The sequence below is a fragment of the Paraburkholderia tropica genome (assembly GCF_014171495.1).
In the GTDB taxonomy this organism is placed as follows: domain Bacteria; phylum Pseudomonadota; class Gammaproteobacteria; order Burkholderiales; family Burkholderiaceae; genus Paraburkholderia; species Paraburkholderia tropica.
Genome location: NZ_CP049134.1, coordinates 3,111,764 through 3,132,800, shown reverse-complemented (window position 1 = coordinate 3,132,800; position 21,037 = coordinate 3,111,764). Strand labels below are relative to the sequence as shown.

General features: G+C 65.8%; 20 protein-coding genes. 16 read left to right on the top strand and 4 right to left on the bottom strand.

Annotated elements, in window-relative coordinates:
• Positions 1–121 precede the first annotated feature (121 nt).
• Complete coding sequence (locus tag G5S35_RS14205; protein WP_074982817.1) at positions 122–1,063, top strand: aldo/keto reductase; 942 nt, start codon at positions 122–124, stop codon at positions 1,061–1,063.
• A 427-nt stretch (positions 1,064–1,490) separates the two neighbouring features.
• Complete coding sequence (rpsU, locus tag G5S35_RS14200) at positions 1,491–1,703, top strand: 30S ribosomal protein S21 (RefSeq protein ID WP_006401410.1); 213 nt, start codon at positions 1,491–1,493, stop codon at positions 1,701–1,703.
• Between the two features lie 149 nt (positions 1,704–1,852).
• Here the strand turns inward: rpsU and G5S35_RS14195 are convergent, their stop codons facing one another.
• Complete coding sequence (locus G5S35_RS14195) at positions 1,853–2,491, bottom strand: DNA-3-methyladenine glycosylase I (RefSeq protein ID WP_065065255.1); 639 nt, start codon at positions 2,489–2,491, stop codon at positions 1,853–1,855.
• Between the two features lie 211 nt (positions 2,492–2,702).
• On the opposite strand from G5S35_RS14195, the gene G5S35_RS14190 reads away from it, so the two are divergent.
• Both G5S35_RS14190 and G5S35_RS14185 read left to right on the top strand, forming a co-directional pair.
• Positions 2,703–3,587, top strand: coding sequence for a glucosamine kinase nucleotide-binding domain-containing protein (locus tag G5S35_RS14190; RefSeq protein WP_065065254.1), 885 nt, complete (start codon positions 2,703–2,705; stop codon positions 3,585–3,587).
• Between the two features lie 153 nt (positions 3,588–3,740).
• Positions 3,741–4,565: a Cof-type HAD-IIB family hydrolase gene (locus tag G5S35_RS14185; RefSeq protein WP_065065253.1), complete on the top strand. Its 825-nt coding sequence runs from the start codon at positions 3,741–3,743 to the stop codon at positions 4,563–4,565.
• A 113-nt stretch (positions 4,566–4,678) separates the two neighbouring features.
• Here G5S35_RS14185 and G5S35_RS14180 read toward each other — a convergent pair whose 3' ends face one another.
• On the bottom strand, positions 4,679–5,353 hold the full coding sequence (locus G5S35_RS14180; RefSeq protein ID WP_234774505.1) for a histidine phosphatase family protein: 675 nt from the start codon (positions 5,351–5,353) through the stop codon (positions 4,679–4,681).
• Between the two features lie 125 nt (positions 5,354–5,478).
• Positions 5,479–6,195 (bottom strand): aquaporin Z, encoded by a 717-nt coding sequence (gene aqpZ / locus G5S35_RS14175; RefSeq protein WP_074982813.1) that lies wholly within the window; start codon positions 6,193–6,195, stop codon positions 5,479–5,481.
• Positions 6,196–6,480: 285 nt separating this feature from the next.
• Here aqpZ and G5S35_RS14170 point away from each other — a divergent pair, with 285 nt between their 5' ends.
• Entirely contained in the window at positions 6,481–6,777 is a 297-nt protein-coding gene (locus tag G5S35_RS14170; protein WP_065065251.1) for an H-NS histone family protein, read from the top strand.
• Between the two features lie 236 nt (positions 6,778–7,013).
• Here the strand turns inward: G5S35_RS14170 and G5S35_RS14165 are convergent, their stop codons facing one another.
• Entirely contained in the window at positions 7,014–8,081 is a 1,068-nt protein-coding gene (locus G5S35_RS14165; protein ID WP_183038403.1) for a glycosyltransferase family 4 protein, read from the bottom strand.
• Between the two features lie 597 nt (positions 8,082–8,678).
• On the opposite strand from G5S35_RS14165, the gene flhD reads away from it, so the two are divergent.
• The 11 genes from flhD to G5S35_RS14110 all read left to right on the top strand — a co-directional run bounded on the left by flhD (position 8,679) and on the right by G5S35_RS14110 (position 21,021).
• Positions 8,679–8,996: a flagellar transcriptional regulator FlhD gene (flhD, locus tag G5S35_RS14160; protein WP_065065249.1), complete on the top strand. Its 318-nt coding sequence runs from the start codon at positions 8,679–8,681 to the stop codon at positions 8,994–8,996.
• 337 nt (positions 8,997–9,333) lie between these two features.
• On the top strand, positions 9,334–9,819 hold the full coding sequence (gene flhC / locus G5S35_RS14155; RefSeq protein WP_065065301.1) for a flagellar transcriptional regulator FlhC: 486 nt from the start codon (positions 9,334–9,336) through the stop codon (positions 9,817–9,819).
• Positions 9,820–10,136: 317 nt separating this feature from the next.
• Positions 10,137–10,997: a flagellar motor stator protein MotA gene (gene motA, locus G5S35_RS14150; RefSeq protein WP_074982811.1), complete on the top strand. Its 861-nt coding sequence runs from the start codon at positions 10,137–10,139 to the stop codon at positions 10,995–10,997.
• A 13-nt stretch (positions 10,998–11,010) separates the two neighbouring features.
• A complete protein-coding gene (gene motB / locus G5S35_RS14145) occupies positions 11,011–12,171 on the top strand; it encodes a flagellar motor protein MotB (RefSeq protein ID WP_183038402.1) in 1,161 nt (386 codons plus the stop codon).
• Between the two features lie 58 nt (positions 12,172–12,229).
• A complete protein-coding gene (locus tag G5S35_RS14140) occupies positions 12,230–12,604 on the top strand; it encodes a response regulator (RefSeq protein ID WP_065065597.1) in 375 nt (124 codons plus the stop codon).
• 83 nt (positions 12,605–12,687) lie between these two features.
• A complete protein-coding gene (gene cheA / locus G5S35_RS14135) occupies positions 12,688–15,033 on the top strand; it encodes a chemotaxis protein CheA (protein WP_074982809.1) in 2,346 nt (781 codons plus the stop codon).
• Between the two features lie 75 nt (positions 15,034–15,108).
• A complete protein-coding gene (locus G5S35_RS14130; RefSeq protein ID WP_176079568.1) occupies positions 15,109–15,648 on the top strand; it encodes a chemotaxis protein CheW in 540 nt (179 codons plus the stop codon).
• Positions 15,649–15,917: 269 nt separating this feature from the next.
• Positions 15,918–17,804: a methyl-accepting chemotaxis protein gene (locus tag G5S35_RS14125; RefSeq protein WP_183038401.1), complete on the top strand. Its 1,887-nt coding sequence runs from the start codon at positions 15,918–15,920 to the stop codon at positions 17,802–17,804.
• Positions 17,805–18,074: 270 nt separating this feature from the next.
• Positions 18,075–19,097, top strand: coding sequence for a CheR family methyltransferase (locus G5S35_RS14120; RefSeq protein WP_074982805.1), 1,023 nt, complete (start codon positions 18,075–18,077; stop codon positions 19,095–19,097).
• Positions 19,094–19,897 carry a chemoreceptor glutamine deamidase CheD gene (gene cheD, locus G5S35_RS14115; protein WP_065065603.1) on the top strand — a complete coding sequence of 268 codons (804 nt, stop codon included), beginning with the start codon at positions 19,094–19,096 and terminating at the stop codon, positions 19,895–19,897. The genes G5S35_RS14120 and cheD overlap by 4 nt, the downstream gene beginning before the upstream one ends.
• Positions 19,898–19,902: 5 nt before the next feature.
• The gene (locus G5S35_RS14110) at positions 19,903–21,021 is read left to right on the top strand and encodes a protein-glutamate methylesterase/protein-glutamine glutaminase (protein WP_183038852.1); all 1,119 of its coding nucleotides are present in this window, start codon (positions 19,903–19,905) and stop codon (positions 21,019–21,021) included.
• Positions 21,022–21,037 lie beyond the last annotated feature (16 nt).

The window sequence follows — 21,037 nt, the reverse complement described above, 5'->3', positions numbered from 1 at the left end:
GGTGCCAGGCGTTGTGCGACGGCTCGCTGCAAGCCGACACAAGGCGGCGTATGCTCAGCCGTCTCGGGTCCGCCCGCGCGGCTGGCCCGCAGCCGTTTGCCCACCTCAATCTGGAGCCACCATGGAACAACGCAGGATCGGCACTTCCGCCTTGCAGGTCGCACCGCTCATGTTCGGCGGCAACGTGTTCGGCTGGACCGCCGACGAAGCCACCTCGTTCTCGATTCTCGACGCGTTCACCGACGCGGGCCTGAATTTCATCGATACCGCCGACGTCTACTCCGCCTGGGTGCCGGGCAACGAGGGCGGCGAGTCGGAGACGATCATCGGCAAATGGCTCGCGCGCAGCGGCAAGCGCGACAAGGTCGTGATCGCCACCAAGGTTGCCAAGTGGCCGCGCCATCCGGGGCTGTCGGCCGCGAATATCGAAGCCGCCGTTGAAGATTCGCTGCGTCGCCTTCAGACCGATTACATCGACGTGTATTTCTCGCACGAAGACGACCAGAAGGTGCCGCTCGAAGAAACGCTGGGCGCGTATCAGCGGCTGATCGAGGCCGGCAAGATTCGGGTGGCGGGCGCGTCGAACTACACGGGCGCGCGCATCGAGGAAGCCCTCGCCATCGCGCAGAAACACAATCTGCCCAAGTATCAGATCATGCAGCCGGAGTACAACCTGTACGACCGCGCCGCCTATGAGGCCGATCTGGAGCCCGTTGCGCTGGCCCAGCAGGTTGCGGTCGTGCCCTATTACAGCCTCGCAAGCGGCTTTCTGTCGGGCAAGTACCGGTCGCGCGAGGATCTGTCGAAAAGCGCGCGCGGCTCGCGCGTGGAGAAGTATCTGGATCATCGCGGCATCCGCATTCTCGCGGCGCTCGATTTCGTGGCGGAACGCCACGGCAGCACGCTCGCGGCCGTGGCGCTTGCGTGGCTGATCGCGCGCCCGAGCATTACGGCGCCGATCGCCAGCGCGACGTCGCTCGAGCAACTGGAGAGCCTCGTGGCCGCCGTGCGCCTGAAGCTGGATCCGGCGGATATCCAGGCGCTCAACGAAGCGAGCGCCTGACGGCCGTCCAGTGCCGAGCCGAAAGCCGCGCCCGCCGCGCCGGCCGCGCCGGCCGGTTAATCCAGGTGTCCTAACGGACATGGCGGGCGCGCCCGAGGCCGCCCGCCACGCAAGTCACTGAGTAGAATCAAGAAAGTGTGGTCTGCTGGATATTTTCCTGATATCATTGAGAGTGAATTGAGATCTTTGCCTGTTTTGTTGCCGTGTTCGTTACTGTTGGCGGCCGCAAACCGGCGGTCAGGTGTGTTGCAGCAAGGTCAACCTGATCGCGTTCCGCTGTGAACCCCCTACTTCTCTTTTCCGGCCTCCGTGGCCGCCTTGCCTCTCGTTCCGCCCCAGCGTGGCGAACGACCGGAGGGCCGGCGCGCGAAACGTCATTCGACATTCGCGCCTTTGAACATATCAAGTGTTTTGAGTTAGGAAATACATGACGACGATTCTTCTGAAGGAAAACGAGCCGTTTGAAGTGGCGATCCGCCGCTTCCGCCGCGCAATCGAAAAGAACGGCCTGATCGCTGAACTGCGTGAGCGCCAATCGTACGAAAAGCCGACGGCCGTGCGTAAGCGCAAGAAGGCAGCTGCAGTCAAGCGCCTGCACAAGCGCCTGCGCAGCCAGATGCTGCCGAAGAAGCTCCACTAAGAGCTTTTTCAACGCTTCGGCGTTCCGCCAGACGGCGGCGCATGCTTCGCAAGAAGCTGCGCCGCCGTTTGCATTTCTGCGCGGTTTTTCTCGCGCTGTCACGCCGCCGCTTTATCTGCCCCGCTAGTACCGTCACGCCCGGAATTCGCTCAGGTGGCGGCTTGCGCGCGCGATTTCGCGGGTGTGGCCTTGCTCTTGGCCTTCGCTTTGCTCTTTACGCCGCCAAGCGCGGTGCAGGCGTCCCGACAACTGCAATCGCGTTCGTGGTCGTTTACCATGCCCACTGCCTGCATGAACGCATAGCAGATGGTCGTGCCGATGAACTTGCAGCCGTACTTCTTGAGCGCCTTGCTGAGCGCGTCCGAAACATCCGTGGACGTGGGCGCGTCGCGATACGACGCGAGATCGTTCTGAATGGGTGTGTCGTCGACGAATGACCAGATGAACTGCGCGAGCGAACCGTGCTCCGCGCGAATCTGCTGCACGGCGCGCGCGTTGAGGATGGCCGACTCGATCTTGGCGCGATTGCGCACGATCGAGGCGTCCTGCATGAGCGTTTCGACGTGCTTCGGCGTGAAGCGCGCAACCTTGTCGACATCGAATCCGGCGAACGCACGGCGATAGCCCTCGCGCTTGTTGAGGATCGTGGACCACGACAGCCCGGCTTGCGCGCCTTCGAGGATGAGCATTTCGTAGAGGTGCTGGTCGTCGCGCGAGGGCACGCCCCACTCTTCGTCGTGGTATTGCGCGAGTGCGTCGCTCGTCACCCAGTTGCAGCGGTGTGTCACGGTGAATTCTCCTGGCCGGTGGCGCGTGCGGTGATATCCGATCGCGCCAAGCATAGCGGATCGCGCTCGCCGCGCCACCTGGCCGTCCGGCTAATTGTGCGAACCGCGCCAAGCCGTTAGTCTCTGCGGCACGGCGGGATTTTGCGGCGACGCGGTCCATCGCTTCACCCTTGATTCGACATTCAACGGCGCGCGCGGCGCGTCAAACACTATGCAGACAGATACCTGGTTGATCGGCGTGGACGGCGGCGGCACCGGCACGCGCGTCGCGCTCGGCAACGCACAAGGCGTGGAGGTCGCGCGTGCATCGGCGGGACCGTCGGGACTGGGCCTCGGCATCGCGCGCGCGTGGGAGTCGATCGAGGAAGGCGCGCGCGGCGCGTTTGCGCAGGCCGGTGCCGCATTCGACTGGTCGCATTGCGTGCTCGGTTGTGGCCTCGCGGGCGTGAACAATCCCGACTGGCTCGCCGCGTTTCTCGGCTCGGCGCCGCCGGTTGCGGGCCTCGCTGTCGAGAGCGACGCCTACACCACGCTGCTCGGCGCACACGGCGGCGAGCCGGGCGTGGTGGTCGCGCTCGGCACCGGCAGCATCGCGGCGGCGCTCGACGCGCGCGGCGATTGCCGTATCGCGGGCGGCTTCGGCTTTCCTTCGGGCGACGAGGCGAGCGGCGCGTGGTTCGGTCTGCGCGCGATCGTCTGGGCGCAGCAGTCGCTCGACGGACGCGTCGAGCCCGACGCGCTGTCGCAGGCGCTGCTCGCGCAGACGCAATCGCGCGACCGCGAGAGTCTGATCGTCTGGCAGTGCGCGGCCAACCAGACCGCCTACGCGAGTCTCGCGCCCGTCGTGCTCGCGCATCGCGAGCATCCTTTCGTGCGCAAACTGCTCGCTGAAGCCGGCGAAGCCATCGCGCGCCTGATCGGTGCGCTCGATCCTGCCGCGTCGCTGCCCGCCGCGCTTGCGGGCGGTCTCGGTCAGCCGTTGCGCGAATGGGTGCCGCAAGCCGTGCGCGAGCGTCTGCGTGCGCCGCTGGCCGATTCCGCGAGCGGCGCGTTGCGGCTTGCGCAGCGCGAAGCGGTTCGGCTCGGGCGTGCCTGAATGCGCCGGAATGCGCCTGAATCGGGTCGAATCCGCTCGATCCGGGTTCAGCGCGCGGCGCGTGCAGCGTGCCGGTCCTCGCCGGGCCGCTGCCACGCCGCCAGGCACAAGGTGCTAGCATTCAGGGTTTCCCCGCTCACCGCCAGAATCGCCATGTACAAGGTCATCGCAACCGATCTCGACGGAACGCTGCTCAACGCCGACCATCAGGTCGATCCGTTCACGGTTGCCACGCTGCAAACGCTCGACGCCCAGGGCATCCGGTTCATCATCGCGACCGGCCGCCATTATTGCGATGTCGCGGCCATTCGCGGCGTGCTGGGCGTGCCCGCGTACCTGATCACCTCGAACGGCGCGCGCGTGCACGCTCCCGACGACGCGCTGATTCACGCAAGCAATCTGCCGGAACCGATGATCCGCCGCCTCGTTGCGCCGGACACCGTCGGCGCGCATGGCCGCGTGATCGTGAGCCTCTACACCGACAAGGAATGGTTCATCGACCGCGACGCGCGCGAGCTGCTCGCATTCCATCAGGACTCGGGTTTCACGTACCGCGTGACGGACGACCTGGCCACGCTCGGCAGCGCGGGCATCGCGAAGGCCTTGTATATCGGCGAGCCGGCCGATCTCGCGCATGTGCGCAGCCGCCTCGAGCGCGAGTTCGGCGACGCGCTCTACATCACCTACTCGCTGCCCGACTGTCTCGAAGTGATGGTGGCCGGCGTGTCGAAGGGCCGTGCGCTGCGCGTGGTGCTCGAGCGTCTCAATGAGCAGGCCGCGCGTTGTGTGGCGTTCGGCGACAACATGAACGACATCGACATGCTCGAAACGGCGGGTCATCCGTTCATGATGAACAACGCGAATCCCGATCTGATCACGCGCCTGCCGCAGGTGCCGCGCATCGGCAATAACTTCGAAGCGGGCGTGGCGCATCATCTGCGCAAGCTGTTCGCAATCGAAGACGAAATCGCGCGCTGATTCCGGCGCGCATTTCAGCGTTCATTCCGCGTTATTTTTTACGCGATTTCCGCGGGTGTCGGCATTGCCGAGGTAAAGGCGCGGCGTTGAAGAATGCGGCGCCTTTACAGCCGTTATTGCGACGCGGGCAGCATCGCGCAGGGACAGTCGTCGGCGCGTCCATCGAGACCTTCGCGGTCGTGCGAGAAACTCGCTCGCGGCTGCTCACCGCTCCAGTCGATACGCACGACGTAGATGCTGTCGAAATCGGCGCTCTTCCATTTCGGCACGTCGGCCGCCTCGCCGCCGTGCTCCGCCACGATCTTGCGCACGAGCGATTCGATCTCGCGATGTTCCCAGCCGATCAGCACGGTGCGTTTGTTCCATGCCGGATCGAGCAGCGTCTTTTCGAGCGCGTCGGTGTGCGAATGGCCGTAGGGCGTTTGAATCGGCAAGCCGAACTGGATGGCGGTTGGCTCGACGGTCGCGAGCGGGCGCACGTAGTAATAAGCGTGGCCGCGATCGTCTTTCTGCTCGCCCGGATCGGGCGCGAACACGGCGTCGGGCTTGCCGTATTTCGCGGCGATCACCGCGGGCAGCGCGAGCGCCCGATTCAATCCTTTGCAATTGAGCTGGCCGAGCCCCGCGTCGGGCTTCTCGCCGTGACGCACGAAAATCAGCGTCTCGACGTCCTGGCCGGTTTTTGCCGCGGCGCTGCTCGCGCCCGAGAGCGCGGTCACAGCCAGGGCCGCGACGATCGCGCAGTTTTTCGCACGGTGCGCCAGCGTCGAATATCGTAAATGCGTCATGCTGGCGCCTTGATTTCGGGGTGATCGGGTCGTCCGATTCTAGCCGAGCCAACGAAAACGGGCGCCGCAGCGCCCGTGATTGTCGCGTGCGGGCGTAGGCTCGCACGTAGCGTGACAGCGTTCGATCAGGCGTCGCGGCGACCCGCGATCAGCGGATACACCACGCCCGCGATCACCGCGCCGATGATCGGTGCGATCCAGAACAGCCAGAGTTGCGAGATGGCTTCGCCGCCCACGAAGAGCGCCGGGCCGGTCGAGCGCGCCGGATTCACCGAGGTATTCGTGACGGGAATCGAAATCAGGTGGATGAGCGTGAGGCACAGGCCGATCGCGATCGGTGCGAAGCCGGCGGGCGCGCGCTTGTCGGTCGCGCCGAGAATCACGAACAGGAAAAACGCGGTCATCACGACTTCGCAGACGAAGGCAGCGGTGAGCGAGTAATGACCCGGCGAGTGATCGCCGTAACCGTTGGTGGCGAAACCGCTGGCGACGAGGTCGAAGCCCGGCTTGCCGGAGGCGATGCACGCGATGACCGCCGCACCGATGGTCGCGCCGATGACCTGTGCGACGATGTACGGCACGAGGTCGCGTACCGGAAAGCGGCCCGCAACCGTGAGGCCGACGCTGACGGCCGGGTTCAGGTGGCAGCCCGAGATATGACCGATGGCGAATGCCATTGTGAGCACCGTGAGGCCGAACGCGAGTGCGACGCCCACGAAGCCGATGCCGAGACCGTGAACCGGGCCGGCGAAGCTGGCGGCGAGCACCGCGCTGCCGCAGCCGCCGAGTACGAGCCAGAACGTGCCGAACATCTCGGCGAAAAGCCGTTTGGATAAGTGCATTGTGTGACGCCTCAATAAGTCATTTGATGGGGCCGCTTATTGCACCGGCTCCAGGAAATGCCAGATTCTAGGCAGTCGCGTAAAGTGTGGGTGTCAAGGATTGTCAATTCTGATGTAATTGTTCTCATTATTGCGACAGATGCGTTCCGAATTTCATCGACAGTGCCAAATGGCTATTTATCGAATATCGCTATAAAACAGTATTAATAGCGATTGCTAATTCGCCGCATTGCGTCTAATCTCCGTTCGAGTCGGTTACATTGACAAAGAAGGGGGGAGGGAAAAATGTCGCAATATTCAGAACTCAAAGCCCAGATCGCACGTCTGCAGGAGCAGGCAGACGAGGCGCGGCGCACCGAAATCTCGGACGTCATCACCATGATCCGGGAGAAGATCGCGGAGTACGGCCTGTCCGCGCAGGACCTCGGCTTCGCCGTGGCCGCCCGGCGCGGACGCCCGCCCAAGAAGGCGCCGCTGCCGCCGCGCTATCAGGACCCGAAGTCCGGCGCCACCTGGAGCGGGCGCGGCAAGCCGCCGAAATGGATCGCGGGCAAGAACCGCGAGCGATATCTGATCGCTTGATCGCGAGGGCGTCCGGTCGCCCGCGCGCGCGTCGTTTTCGTCGCATCGCGTATTTGCTTATCCAATAAAAAGAGCCGCATGATTCATGCGGCTCTTTTTTCGACTGACGGCAAAGCAATGCTAATGCTCGTTGGCAATCGTTGATGCAAATCGCAATTACGCTGCGCGCAAACGATTCACTTTGCGGTTTCTTCCCCTTTCCGGGCATTTATCTCAGAAAGGGGCATGCAGCCTGATTAGCCTCCCGCGGCGACACGGCGCAACATCGGACGGCGAGCCGCTTCGATCAGCGTCGAATAGCTTTCGAGATAATTACTGGCCATGGTGTGCGAAGTGAAACGACGTTCGAATTCCGCGCGAATGGTTTCGCGCGAGAGCGAGTCGATGTTTTGCAGCGCGGCCACGGCACCCTGCGCGTCTTCGCAGATAAAACCGGTCACGCCCGGCTCGATCACCTCGGGCACCGAGCCGCGGTTGAACGCGATCACCGGCGTGCCGCACGCCATTGCTTCGATCATCACCAGACCGAACGGCTCCGACCAGTCGATCGGGAACAGCAGCGCCTTGGCGCCGGACAGGAACTCGGGCTTCTGCGCTTCGTTGATTTCGCCGACGAACTCCACGTGCGCCTGCGAAAGCAGCGGCTCGATTTCCGTCTTGAAGTAGTCCTGGTCGACCTTGTCCACCTTCGCGGCGATCTTCAGCGGCAGGCCGGAGAGCGCGGCGATCTTGATAGCCGTGTCCACGCGCTTTTCCGGGCAGATGCGGCCGAGAAACGCGAGGTACTCGGGCTTCTTGTCGGTGCGCGGCGTGAGCAGATCCTTCGGCAGGCCGTGATAGATCGTGTTCAGCCAGTTCGCCTGGTGCAGCGGCTGGCGCTGCGAGTCCGAGATCGAAATCACCGGCGCTTGCGGGAACGAGTCGAACACCGGCTGCAATTCGGGCAGGTCGAGACGGCCGTGCAGCGTGGTGACGAACGGCGTGTCGAGCGTCGAGAACAGCGGGAACGGCAGGTAGTCGAGGTGGAAGTGCAGCACGTCGAACTCGTGGGCCATGCGGCGCACGCGTTCGAGCAGCACGATGTGCGGCGCGAGCGCGTCGCGCACGGTCGGGTCGAGGCGCAGCGCGCGCGGCCAGGCGGCCTCCAGCTTTGCCGAGGTGACCGAATCGCCGCTGGCGAACAGCGTCACGTCGTGGCCGAGGTCGACGAGCGCTTCGGTCAGATAGGACACGACGCGCTCGGTGCCGCCGTAGAGCTTCGGCGGAACGGCTTCGTAAAGTGGCGCAATTTGGGCGATTCGCATAGGTCTGATCTCCTTGGCAAAGACCGCGTGGAAGGCGTTTGATGAACGCGGTCACTGCGGTGGTCATGCGGTTTGGGGTTATCCCTGAGTCCGATTATGAAGATTTGAGAACGCGTGACGAGTTGTTTTGCAATCCCTTAATGTTGTTACAGCGGGAAACACCGGCTGTAAGGACGCGTTGCAAAGCGTGACGCGCGAGGCGCAGCGAATGAGCAAACCGCATTCCCGAAAAATCAATAGGTTCCGGCCCTCTGAAATAAAGGCGAATGACCGTGCACATCTCTGTTACGCGTCAATGAATTCGCTTTTATAATCTCCAGAGGAATGCGGCGGTTATGCCAATAACATCGTTAGTTGCCCTTCCTCTCGCCCCTTTTGCTTCTTTGTCAGAAAAACACCTACACATTAAGCGGTGTTTTTCTTGCATCGCGTCGCGGCATCCTTCCGATTTTCATTTGGGGCCACCCTAGCCACAATGCGGGGACGACCACTAAACGGGCCGTTCGCCTCGCATTGCGCTGTCCGCGCTGCGTCGAACGAGCAAACGTTTCCGCACCAGGCCTGACCAGCCGCTACGTTTCGAATTCGGGGGTATCCATGAGCGCGACGACGCAAAGCGACATGCTCAGCGAGATCAAGGAAGTGAATCTGTCGTACCTGTTGCTCGCGCAACGTCTGTTGCGCGAAGACCGGCCGACGGGCATGTTCCGTATGGGCATCTCGGAGCAGCTGGCCGACGTGCTGGCCAATCTCACCTTCGCGCAGACGGTGCGCCTCGCCGCATCGAATCAACTGCTGTGCCGCTTCCGCTTCGACGATCACGCCATCCTTGGCGCACTCGCCGACAAGGGCAAAGCCGCGCAAACGCATTCCGCCATCCTCATGGCCGGCCAGGGCGTCGAGCAGGTCAACTGACCTGCCGCCCGGCTTACCTCGCGGCCCGCTGGCGCCGCGCCCATCCAGGATCCACGCGTGATCCATTCGGGGGTCTATGGCGACACTAACGGCGACGCATGCCGCGGCAGGCGCGGTCTCTCAGGCTGCGCCCTGCGCACTGCTGGATTCCGCGGCCGGTTCCGCGGATACGAACATCAGCACCGGCGACACCCTGCAGGACAGCGGCACACCCGCGGCGAAGCCGTCCACCCAACCCGCGACGAAGGGCGCAGCGAAGGGCACCACTAAGGGCGCAAGCCGCGGCGCGCCGCGCAGTGTCGTGCTCGAGGTCAAGGAAATCGCACTGGCGATCGAAATGATCGAACTCGGTGCACGCCTGCAGATGCTCGAAGCGGAAACCTCGCTGTCGCGCGACCGCCTGATCCGTCTTTACAAGGAAGTGAAGGGCGAATCGCCGCCCAAGGGCATGCTGCCGTTCTCGACCGACTGGTTCATGACGTGGCAGCCCAACGTGCATTCCTCGCTGTTCTACAACACGTTTCTGTTCATGAGCGGACAGGGACGCTGCGACACCGTGCGCGCGATCGTGAAGAGCTACCGGCTCTATCTCGAACACATGCGTCTGCACGACGAAGAGCCCGCGCTGAGCCTGACGCGCGCCTGGACGCTGGTGCGCTACTTCGCCTCCGGCCTGTTGCAGCTGACGTCGTGCTCGCGCTGCGGCGGCCGTTTCGTCGCGCACGCCCACGATCCGCAACGCGGCTTCGTCTGCGGACTGTGCCAGCCGCCTTCGCGCGCAGGGCGCACGCGCCGCAACGCCGAAGCGGTTCACGCTTCCTGAGTGCGGGTGCGCGCGTGCTTCGGCCCGATCCCGCGCATCCAGAAAGGGCGACAGATTGCCGCTGTACGCCACGTCCGGCATCGTCGCGGTTTGCGTCCTGCTTTTCACCGCGCCTTTCACCCCGCCGCCTTGCGCCGGATTGCCCCTCGCCGCCCGCGCCGCGCGGCGCGCTCCGGCGATCCGGCCCTCCAACGTTTGCGTCTGCGAGGGTCGCGTGCGGATCCAATCCCAAAGTTTTTCGCACTGGTGCCGTAAACCCAACTAAGGGCGCGGGCCAATGACGGTCCGCGGCGCATTCTTCCAGTGAGGGTCCGGCAGTGCTGATTATCGTGGGAACACTCGTGACGTTGTTGTCGGTCTTCGGCGGCTATGCGATGGAGGGCGGCCATCTCGGCGCGCTCATGCAGCCCGTGGAAGTGCTGATGATCGCCGGTGCGGGCGTCGGCGCGTTCATTCTCGGCAACGGCATCAAGACCATCAAGGCCACGCTCGGCGTCCTTCCGACGCTCTTCAAGGGCGCGAAGTACAACAAGGACGTCTACATGGAGCTGCTCGCGCTGCTCTATGTCCTGCTCGCGAAGGCGCGCAAGGAAGGGACGCTCACGCTCGAAGCGGATATCGACGATCCGCAAAAGAGCCCGATCTTCACGCAGTACCCGAAGATCCTGGCCGACAAGCACATCGTCGAATTCCTGAGCGATTACCTGCGTCTGATGGTCGGCGGCAACATGAATGCTTTCGAGATCGAAAGCCTCATGGACGAGGAAATCGAAACGCATCACGCCGAAGGCGAAGCGCCCGCGCACGCGCTCTCGAAGGTGGGCGACGCGATGCCGGCGTTCGGTATCGTGGCGGCGGTGATGGGCGTGGTGCACACGATGGCGTCGGCCGACAAGCCGCCCGCGGTGCTCGGCGAGATGATCGCCCAGGCGCTCGTCGGCACCTTCCTCGGCATTCTGCTTTCGTACGGTCTGATCGGCCCGCTCGCCTCGCTCGCCGAGCAGCGCGTGACCGAGTCGACCAAGATGTTCCAGTGCATCAAGGTGACGATTCTCGCGAGCCTGAACGGCTACGCGCCGGCGATCGCCGTGGAATTCGGCCGCAAGGTGCTGTTCTCGACCGAGCGCCCGTCGTTCTCCGAACTGGAAGAACACGTGCGCCGCGTCAAGGCGAAATAAGGCGGGCGGCCCGATGAGCAACAACAAGGACCGCGCCATTGTCGTGAAGCGCGTCGCCCCGAAAAAGGGCGGCCACCACGGCGGTGCATGGAAGCTGGCCTACGCGGACTTCATGACCGCGATGATGGCGTTCTTCCTGCTGATGTGGCTGCTCAGCTCGGCCTCGACGGTGCAGTTGAAGGGCATTGCCGACTACTTCAACCAGCCGCTCAAGGTCACGCTGTGGGGCGGCGATCGCAGCGCGGAAGACTCGTCGATCGTGAAGGGCGGCGGGCGCGACATCTCCTCGCAGGACGACGGCGTCACGCGCCGCAGCGACGGCATGACCGCGCGCACCGACCGCAGCACGGTCAAGCACAACGACGACGAAGCTTCGAAGACGCAGCAAGGCTCGCTCGAGCGCCAGGAACAGGTGCGCCTGCACGATCTGCAAGTGAAGCTGATGGCGGCGATCGAGGCGAATCCGGTGCTGCGCCAGTTCAAGCAGCAGATCCGCATCGATTCGACGCTGCAGGGCCTGCGCATCGAGATCGTCGACTCGCAGAAGCGGCCGATGTTCGCGACGGCGCGCGACGTGGTCGAGCCGTACATGCGCGACATCCTGCAGGCGATCGGCAAGACGCTCAACGACGTGCCCAACCGCATCGTCGTGCAAGGCCACACCGACGCCGTGCCGTACGCGGGCGGCGAGAAGGGCTATAGCAACTGGGAACTGTCGGCGGACCGCGCGAACGCGTCGCGCCGCGAGCTGATCGCGGGCGGCATGGACGAGGCGAAGGTGCTGCGCGTGCTGGGTCTTGCGTCGACGCAGAACCTGAACAAGGCCGATCCGCTCGATCCCGAGAACCGGCGCATCAGCATCATCGTGTTGAACAAGAAGTCGGAAGAGGCGTTGATGCACGACGACTCGACCACGACCACGCTGTCCGACGACGCGGCGGGCTCCGGCAAGGCGCTGTCTGCGGGCGCGCTGATGTCGGGCGGCCCGGCTGGCGGCGCGGCCGGTTCGGCAAACAGCAGCGCGCCGGCGATGCAGAAGCTGCCGCCGCTGCTGTCGGCCGCGCCGGCGAAGCTCGCGCCGGCGGCGGCCGTCGCACCGCCCGCGCCGAATGTAGCACCGGCGGTCGCACCCGAGCTGGCGCCTGCGTTGCCCGCCAGGTCGGAGGCGCCGTGAGGCCGGGGAACGACAGCAACGGGACAACGGCGGCGTGGCAAGCGCGAACGAGGAACGGATGATCCGAAATATTCTGGCGATCGACGATTCGGCGTCCATGCGGGAGATCCTGCGTGCGGCGTTCGGCTCGGCGGGTTACGAGGTCACGGTGGCCAACGACGGCGAGGACGGTCTCGAGCATGCGCTCGCGCAGCGTTTCGACCTCGTGCTCACCGACCTGTACATGCCGCGCATGGGCGGGCTCGACCTGATCAAGCGCTTGCGCGACAACCCGTCGTACCAGGAAACGCCGATCCTCGTCTTGACCACGGAGTCGGATGAAGGCTTCAAGGCGGCCGTTCGCGAGGCAGGCGCGACCGGCTGGATCGAAAAACCGGTGGATCCGGAGCTGCTCGTCGATCTGGCGAGCGCGCTCGGCGAACCGAACACATGACATGAGGCGCGCTGCGGCGGTCGGTTTGCACTGCCAACGGCAGACGCAGCGGCCACCCACGCATTAATCGCGGTGAAAGAGCAATGACTCTCGACATCACTCAGTTCTATCAGACGTTTTTCGACGAGGCGGACGAGCTGCTCGCGCAGATGGAGCAGCTTCTCCTGAACCTGAACGTCGGCCGCCCCGATCCCGAAGATCTGGCGGCGATCTTCCGCGCGGCGCACTCGATCAAGGGTGGCGCGGCGACGTTCGGCTTCACGGCGCTCACCGAGACGACCCACATCCTGGAGTCGCTGCTCGATCGCGCGCGCAACAACGAACTCGTCCTGCGCAAGGACATGATCGACACGTTCCTTGAAACCAAGGACGTGCTTTCCGACCAGCTCGCCGCGTACCGCGCGAGCGCCGAGCCCGACGCGGCGGCCGCAGCGGCCGTGTGCGCGAAGCTCGAGCGTCTCTACGCGGAAAGCCGCGGTCTGCCCGCCGCCGAGGCGGCGCCGGCGCCCGTGGTGGCCGCGCCCGCGCCGATCGCGCCGCCGCCCGCACCGGCGATGGACAGCGAAGAAGATCTCGACGCGGCGTTTGAAGCGAACCTGCCGTCGGCGCTGGCTGCCGCCGCGCCGGCCGCGGCTGTCGCGGCCGGCGGCGCGCCCGAGCACGTCGTCGACGAGGCGATGCAGGCGACGCCGACCGCGCCCGCGGCACCCGCAGCGCCTGCGGCACCGGCCGCTGCCGGCGCCGAAGGCCCGCATCTGCGCATCACGCTGCGCAAGGTCGACGCGAAGGATCAGGAACTGCTCGCCGAAGAACTGGGCAACCTGGGCCGCATCGTCGGTCAGCTCAAGACCGGCGACGACATCACGCTCTGGCTCGAAACCGACGTGCCGTCCGACGACATCGTCGCGGTCTGCTGCTTCGTGATCGACGAAAGCCAGATCTCGATCGGCCGGGGTTCCGCGCCGCAGGACGACGCGCCCGCCGAACCGGCGCCGCTCGCCCAGATTCCCCCGGCGCCCGCCATGCCGGCCGCGCCCGCACCTGTCGCCCCCGTCGCAGCCGCGCCGGCGGCTCCGGCAGTCGCGGCTGCGCCCGTGGCCGCACCGGCTGCGCCTGTCGCCGCGCCCGCTCCGGCGGCACCGGCCGCCGCCGCGCACGCCGACCACGAACGCAAGGCGCGTCCGGCCGCCGCCGCATCGGCGGAAGGCAGCTCGATCCGCGTCGGCGTGGAGAAGGTCGACCAGTTGATCAACCTCGTCGGCGAGCTCGTGATCACCCAGGCGATGCTGGCGGAAACCAGCAGCGCCTTCGATCCGGCGCTGCACGACCGCCTCTTCAACGGTATGGCGCAGCTCGAGCGCAACGCGCGCGATCTGCAGGAAGCGGTGATGTCGATCCGCATGATGCCGATGGATTACGTGTTCAGCCGCTTCCCGCGTCTCGTGCGCGACCTCGCCGCGAAACTGGGCAAGGAAGTGGAACTGGTCACGTTCGGCCAGGCGACCGAACTCGACAAGAGCCTGATCGAGCGCATCATCGATCCGCTGACCCACCTCGTGCGCAACTCGCTCGACCACGGCATCGAAACCGTGGAAGCGCGCCGCGCGGCAGGCAAGGACGCGACCGGCCAGCTGGTGCTGTCCGCCGCGCACCACGGCGGCAACATCGTCATCGAAGTGAGCGACGACGGCGCGGGTCTGCGTCGCGACAAGATTCTCGCCAAGGCGGTCAAGCAGGGCATGACGGTCAGCGACACGATGACCGACGAGGAAGTCTGGAACCTGATCTTCCTGCCGGGCTTCTCGACGGCCGAACAGGTCACCGACGTCTCGGGCCGCGGCGTGGGCATGGACGTGGTCAAGCGAAACATCCAGGCGATGGGCGGCCACGTGGAGATCAGCTCGCACGCGGGCAAGGGCAGCACGACGCGCATCGTCCTGCCGCTCACGCTGGCGATTCTCGACGGCATGTCCGTGAAGGTCGGCAACGAGATCTTCATCCTGCCGCTGAACTTCGTGATGGAGTCGCTGCAACCGCGCCACGAAGACATCTACACCGTCACCAACGGCGACCGCGTGGTGCGCGTGCGCGGCGAATATCTGCCGCTCGTCGCGCTGCACCAGTGCTTCAACGTCGATGGCGCGCGCACGGATCCGACGCAGGGCATCGTCACCATCATGGAGACGGAAGGCCGCCGCTTCGCGATGCTGATCGACGAACTCGTCGGCCAGCAGCAGGTCGTGGTGAAGAACCTCGAAACGAACTACCGCAAGGTGCACGGCATTTCGGCGGCGACCATTCTGGGCGACGGCAGCGTCGCGCTGATTGTCGACGTGGCCGCGCTGAACCGCGAAACGCGTGCGTCGCACGGCGTGGGCGCGGGCATGAAGGGCGGCGCCAACGCGGGTTCGTTCCAGGAATTCGCCTGAGAGCGTGCGTGCGATTGATAGCTGATCGAAACACAACGCATCAACCAACCATTTCCCAACCGTTCAGGGGCTAACGTGGCAGAAGTCCATTCCATCCAGGGCGGCGGCGCACAGGGCGCAGTCGCTGGCGCGCACCGCCGCGACGCGCAACAGGCCGACGCAGGCGGTCAGGAGTTCCTCGTCTTCACGCTGGGCGCGGAAGAGTACGGCATCGACATTCTCAAGGTCCAGGAAATCCGCGGCTACGAGAGCGTCACGCGCATCGCCAACGCGCCCGATTTCATCAAGGGCGTGATCAATCTGCGCGGCATCATCGTGCCGATCGTGGACATGCGCATCAAGTTTCACCTGGGCCGTGTCGAGTACGACCACCAGACCGTCGTGATCATCCTGAACGTCGCGCATCGCGTGGTGGGCATGGTGGTGGACGGCGTGTCCGACGTGCTCACGCTGCAGGCCGACCAGATCATGCCCGCGCCGGAGTTCGGCGCGACGCTGACGACCGAGTACCTCACGGGTCTCGGCACCGTGGACGGCCGCATGCTGATCCTGATGGACATCGAGAAGCTCATGACGAGCCGCGAGATGGAACTCATCGAGGCGCTCAGCGCTTAAGCGGTCGCGAGCGATCGCAGGCAGTCGCAGGCAGTCGCAGGCAGTCGCAGGCAGTCGCAAGCGGGCACGGTTGATACAGGCACGGACAGGTACGACAGGGCAACAAGGCGAGGTAGCTTCGGGGGTGAGGCCGCAAGGCCCGCGTTAGAGGAAGAGCGGAAAGCCGCCGGCATCAGACCGGTCAGAGCGGCGCACCGCCATGACCTTCGACGCGCCCGCGGCACCACGGCGAAACGGCCCGCCAACGTCGCACAGGACAGGAGCAAACGATGTTGCACAGATGGTCGATCCGCACGACGCTCACGGGCGTCGGGGTCATTCTCCTGGCGCTGACCGTGCTGGTCGGCGCGCTCGGACTCGTCGCGCTCGGCAACGCGGGCGATTCGCTCGCGACGATTGCGCGCGGCGATCTCGTCGCGATGCATTCGCTCAACGACGCGTCGTCGTATCTGCTGCGCTCGCGCGTGTCGCTCGACCGCGCGAATTCGCTCTACGCGGCGGGGCAGAACGACGAGGCGAAGAAGGTCATCGACCGCGCCGACGTGCTGCTCGGCAAGTCGAACGACGCGTGGAAGGTCTTCCAGTCCGCGCCGAAGGCCGGCATCGACGCCGCCACGCTCGACACGCTCAACACCAAACGCGCGTCGCTCCTCAGCGACGGCGTGCAGCCCGAATTCACGGCGCTGCGGGCCAACGATCTGGCGGCGTATCACGCGATCGCCGACACGAAGATCAGCCCGATGTTCGTCGATTACGACAACTCGGCGGCGCCGATCGCGCAGCAGTTGCAAGACGGCGCGCAGGCGCGCGAAGAAAGCGCGCGCTCGCAGATTTCGCTGATGCGCACGCTGATCGGCGCGGTGATTCTGGTCGCGCTGGTGCTCGTGGTGGCGATCCGCTTCGCGATGCGCGGCCTGATCGTGCAGCCGCTCGAAGACGCGGTGAAGAGCTTCGAGCGCATCGCGCAGGGCGATCTCACCGAACGCATCGAGGTCTACAGCAACAACGAGATCGGCCGTCTGTTCGCGGGCGTCAAGCGCATGCAGGACAGCCTCGTTTCGCTCGTCTCCGCCGTGCATAACGGCGCGGGTTCGATCGACGTGGGCGCGCGCGAAATCGCGATGGGCAACACCGATCTCTCGCAGCGCACCGAGCAGCAGGCCGCATCGCTGCAGGAGACGGCGTCGAGTATGGAGCAGCTCACCGGCACCGTGCGCCAGAACGCCGAGAACGCGCGCCAGGCGAGCCAGCTGGCCGTGAACGCGTCCGATATCGCGACGCGCGGCGGCGAGGTGGTCGGCGAAGTGGTGCACACGATGCAGGACATCGCCGCGAGTTCGGCGAAGGTCGTCGACATCATCAGCGTGATCGAGGGCATTGCGTTCCAGACCAATATTCTGGCGCTCAACGCGGCCGTGGAAGCGGCGCGCGCGGGCGAGCAGGGCCGCGGTTTCGCGGTCGTGGCCGGCGAAGTGCGCACGCTCGCGCAGCGCAGCGCGGGCGCGGCCAAGGAAATCAAGGAACTCATCAACGATTCCGCCCAGAAGGTGCAGAGCGGCTCGCAACTGGTGGGCCGCGCGGGCACGACGATGGACGACATCCTTCAGGCCGTGCGTCGCGTGACCGACATCATGGGTGAGATCAGCGCGGCGTCCGAGGAGCAGTCGAGCGGCATCGAGCAGGTCAATCGCGCCGTCACGCAGATGGATACGGTCACGCAGCAGAACGCGGCGCTGGTCGAGCAAGCGGCGGCGGCAGCAGCTTCGCTCGAAGAGCAGACGCGCAATCTGCAAGGCGTGCTGGGGACGTGGCGCACGAACGGGGCCGATCGTGGCGATCGTGCGGATCGTGCGGATCGTGCGGATCGTGCGGATCGCGGCGCGTCGAACGGCGTCTCGCGCGCACATAACGTAACAAAGCCTTCAGTTTCCGCCGCGCCTGCCGTTGCTGCAAAGACGGATGCGCAGTTTGCAGCGGCGCCCGCGAAGCGTGTGACGCCGACGGCGTCCGCCGCCGCCAAACCCGCAGCCGCTGCCACGGCGACGGGTGCGAAGGCGGCACCGGCCGCGAAGGCGGCGGTACGCGCCGAGCCGCAGGCGGCGCCGGTCAGGGTGGCGGCTTCCGCGAAGGACGATTCCGACTGGGAAACGTTCTGAGCGTGAGCAGGGTCGGCGGCAGAGGCAACGGTTAAAGCAGCAGAGCAGCAAAAACGCATCACGGCAATCATCCACGCAACAACCAAGAAGTAGACACACGCAGACGAGAACGGCAATGCAACTGAGCGCATCATCACGGCAAGAATCGCCCCGCGCCGCTGCCCGCAAGGCAGCGCTCGCGCCGCGCGCCGCGCTTGCGCACGCATTGCAGGCGCTCGGAAGTGCGCAGACACTCGCGGCAATGCGCGCAGCGCGCGTAGGGGCAAGATCATGAAGTCGCTGCGGTTTTCCCGCACCGGAAGCACTACCCAGGCCGATCGCGGCGAGCGTGGCGACGCAACGCGTCTCGCGTCCGGCGCATCGGGCGAAGGCGCCGCGCGCGACTTCGACTTCACGACGGCGGACTTCGAGCGCATCCGCTCGTTGATCCATCGCCGCGCGGGCATTTCGCTCTCGGACCACAAGCGCGACATGGCCTACAGCCGACTCGCGCGGCGTCTGCGCGCGCTCGGTCTCGACAGCTTCCGCGAGTATCTCGACGAACTCGAAAAGCGCAACGACGCGGGCGAGTGGGAAGCGTTCACCAACGCGCTCACGACCAACCTCACGGCGTTCTTCCGCGAGGCGCATCACTTCCCGATCCTCGCGGATTTCGTGAAGCGCCGCCCGCAGCCGGTTTCGGTGTGGTGCTCGGCGGCGTCGACGGGCGAGGAACCGTACTCGATCGCGATGACGCTGATCGAGGCGCTCGGCGACCGCGCCGCCCGCGAGGCGCGCGTGCTGGCCACCGATCTGGACACCCAGGTGCTCGCGAAAGCGGACGCGGGCGTCTACGCCTACGACCAGGTCAAGCACCTCACGCCCGAACGTCTGAAGCGCTTCTTCCTGAAGGGCACGGGCTCGCATGCGGGCCTCGTGAAGGTGCGCCCGGAACTGCGTCAGATGATCAAGTTCGAGCAGCTCAATCTCACCGACGCGGACTACGGCCTGCGCCAGAACTTCGACGCGATCTTCTGCCGCAACGTGATGATCTACTTCGACAAGCCGACCCAGGCGCAGGTGCTCACGCGCTTCGAGCCGCTGATGAAGCCGGACGGCCTGCTGTTCGCGGGGCATTCGGAGAACTTCACCTACGTGACGCAGGCCTTCCGCCTGCGCGGCCAGACCGTCTACGAACTCACGCGTGGACGCGGCGCGGCGACGTCCGCCGCAAGCGCGACGGGTAGCACGGCAAGCAGCGCGACCGGCAGCGCGAAAGCGCCCGCGAAGTCCGAAGCAGGAGCGAGCGTATGAGCACACGCCTGCCGATCGCGACCAATCGCTACTTCGACGCGCACTTCCAGCGCCCCGGCGTGAAGCTGCTGCCGAACGAATTCTTCACCACGAACGAAGACATGGTGCTCGTCACCGTGCTCGGTTCGTGCGTGGCGGCCTGCATCCAGGACCGCACCGCGGGCATCGGCGGCATGAATCACTTCATGCTCCCCGACGACGGCGCCGACGCGGGCACCGCGCCCGTGGGCTCCGACGCGATGCGCTACGGCGCCTACGCGATGGAAGTGCTGATCAACGAACTGATCAAGGCAGGCGGCCGCCGCGAGCGCTTCGAAGCCAAGGTGTTCGGCGGCGCGGCCGTGCTGGCGGGCATGACGACGATGAATATCGGCGACCGCAACGCCGCGTTCGTGCGCCGTTATCTGGCGACGGAAAGCATCCGCATCGTCGCCGAGGATCTGCAGGGCTCGCATCCGCGCAAGGTCGCGTTTTTGCCGCGCACGGGTCAGGTGATGGTCAAGAAGCTGCGTCTGTCGCAGGACACGGGCGTGGCCGAGCGCGAACAGGCGCTCGCCCAGCAGACGGCCGAAGCGCGCGCCGAGCGTCTTGCACGCGCGCGCGCCCGCGTCGAGCTGTTCGGACTCAATGGCGCGGCGCGCCCGGGCGCGCCTGGCGCGGCGGGCGGCGCTGCCGGCAACCACTTTTCAACATCCACGCCGCAGCCGGCGCGGCCGCGCGTCGAGCTGTTCGGCGCGGGCTCGACCCCGGCCACGCGGCTTCCCGGTCATGACAACGCCCGGACAGTAGAGGAGGCGTGAACGCTGTGCAAAAAATCAAGGTTCTCTGCGTCGACGATTCGGCGCTGATCCGCAGCCTGATGACGGAGATCATCAACAGTCAGCCGGATATGACCGTCGTCGCGACCGCGCCCGACCCGCTCGTGGCGCGCGAGCTGATCAAGCAGCACAACCCCGACGTGCTCACGCTCGACGTGGAAATGCCGCGCATGGATGGTCTCGACTTCCTCGAGAAGCTCATGCGCCTGCGCCCGATGCCGGTCGTGATGGTCTCGTCGCTGACCGAGCGCGGCAATGAAATCACGCTGCGCGCGCTGGAACTGGGCGCGGTCGATTTCGTGACCAAGCCGAAGGTCGGTATCCGCGACGGCATGCTCGACTACGCCGAAAAGCTCGCCGACAAGGTGCGCGCCGCCGCCCGCGCCCGCGTGCGTCCGGCCGCGCCCGCACGTGTCCACGCCGCGCCGGCCGCCGGTCATCCGGTCGCCGCGCATGGCGCCGCGCACGCCCCGGCCGCCGCCGCGCCGATGATCAACAATCCGCTCGTGTCGACCGAAAAGCTGATCATCGTCGGCGCGTCGACGGGCGGTACCGAGGCGATCCGCGAAGTGCTGCAACCGCTGCCGCCCGACGCGCCCGCGGTGCTGATCGCGCAGCACATGCCGCCCGGTTTCACGAAGTCGTTCGCGCAGCGCCTGAACGGGCTGTGCCGCATCACCGTGAAGGAAGCGGAGCACGGCGAACGCGTGCTGCCCGGCCACGCCTACATCGCGCCGGGTCACGCGCATCTGCTGCTCGCGCGTAGCGGTGCGAACTACATCGCGCATCTGTCCGACGACCCGCCGGTGAACCGGCATCGTCCGTCGGTGGACGTGCTGTTCCGCTCGGCCGCGCAGCACGCGGGCAAGAACGCGATCGGCGTGATTCTGACCGGCATGGGCCGCGACGGCGCGGCCGGTCTGCTGGAAATGCGCAAGGCCGGCGCGTTCACGCTCGCGCAGGACGAGGCGAGCTGCATCGTGTTCGGCATGCCGCGCGAAGCCATCGCACTCGGGGCCGCCGACGAGGTCGCTTCGCTCGCCGACATGAGCCGCCGCGTGATGACGCGTCTCGCTTCGATGGGCGATCGCGTCCAGCGCGTGTAATATGCCCGCCCGCACC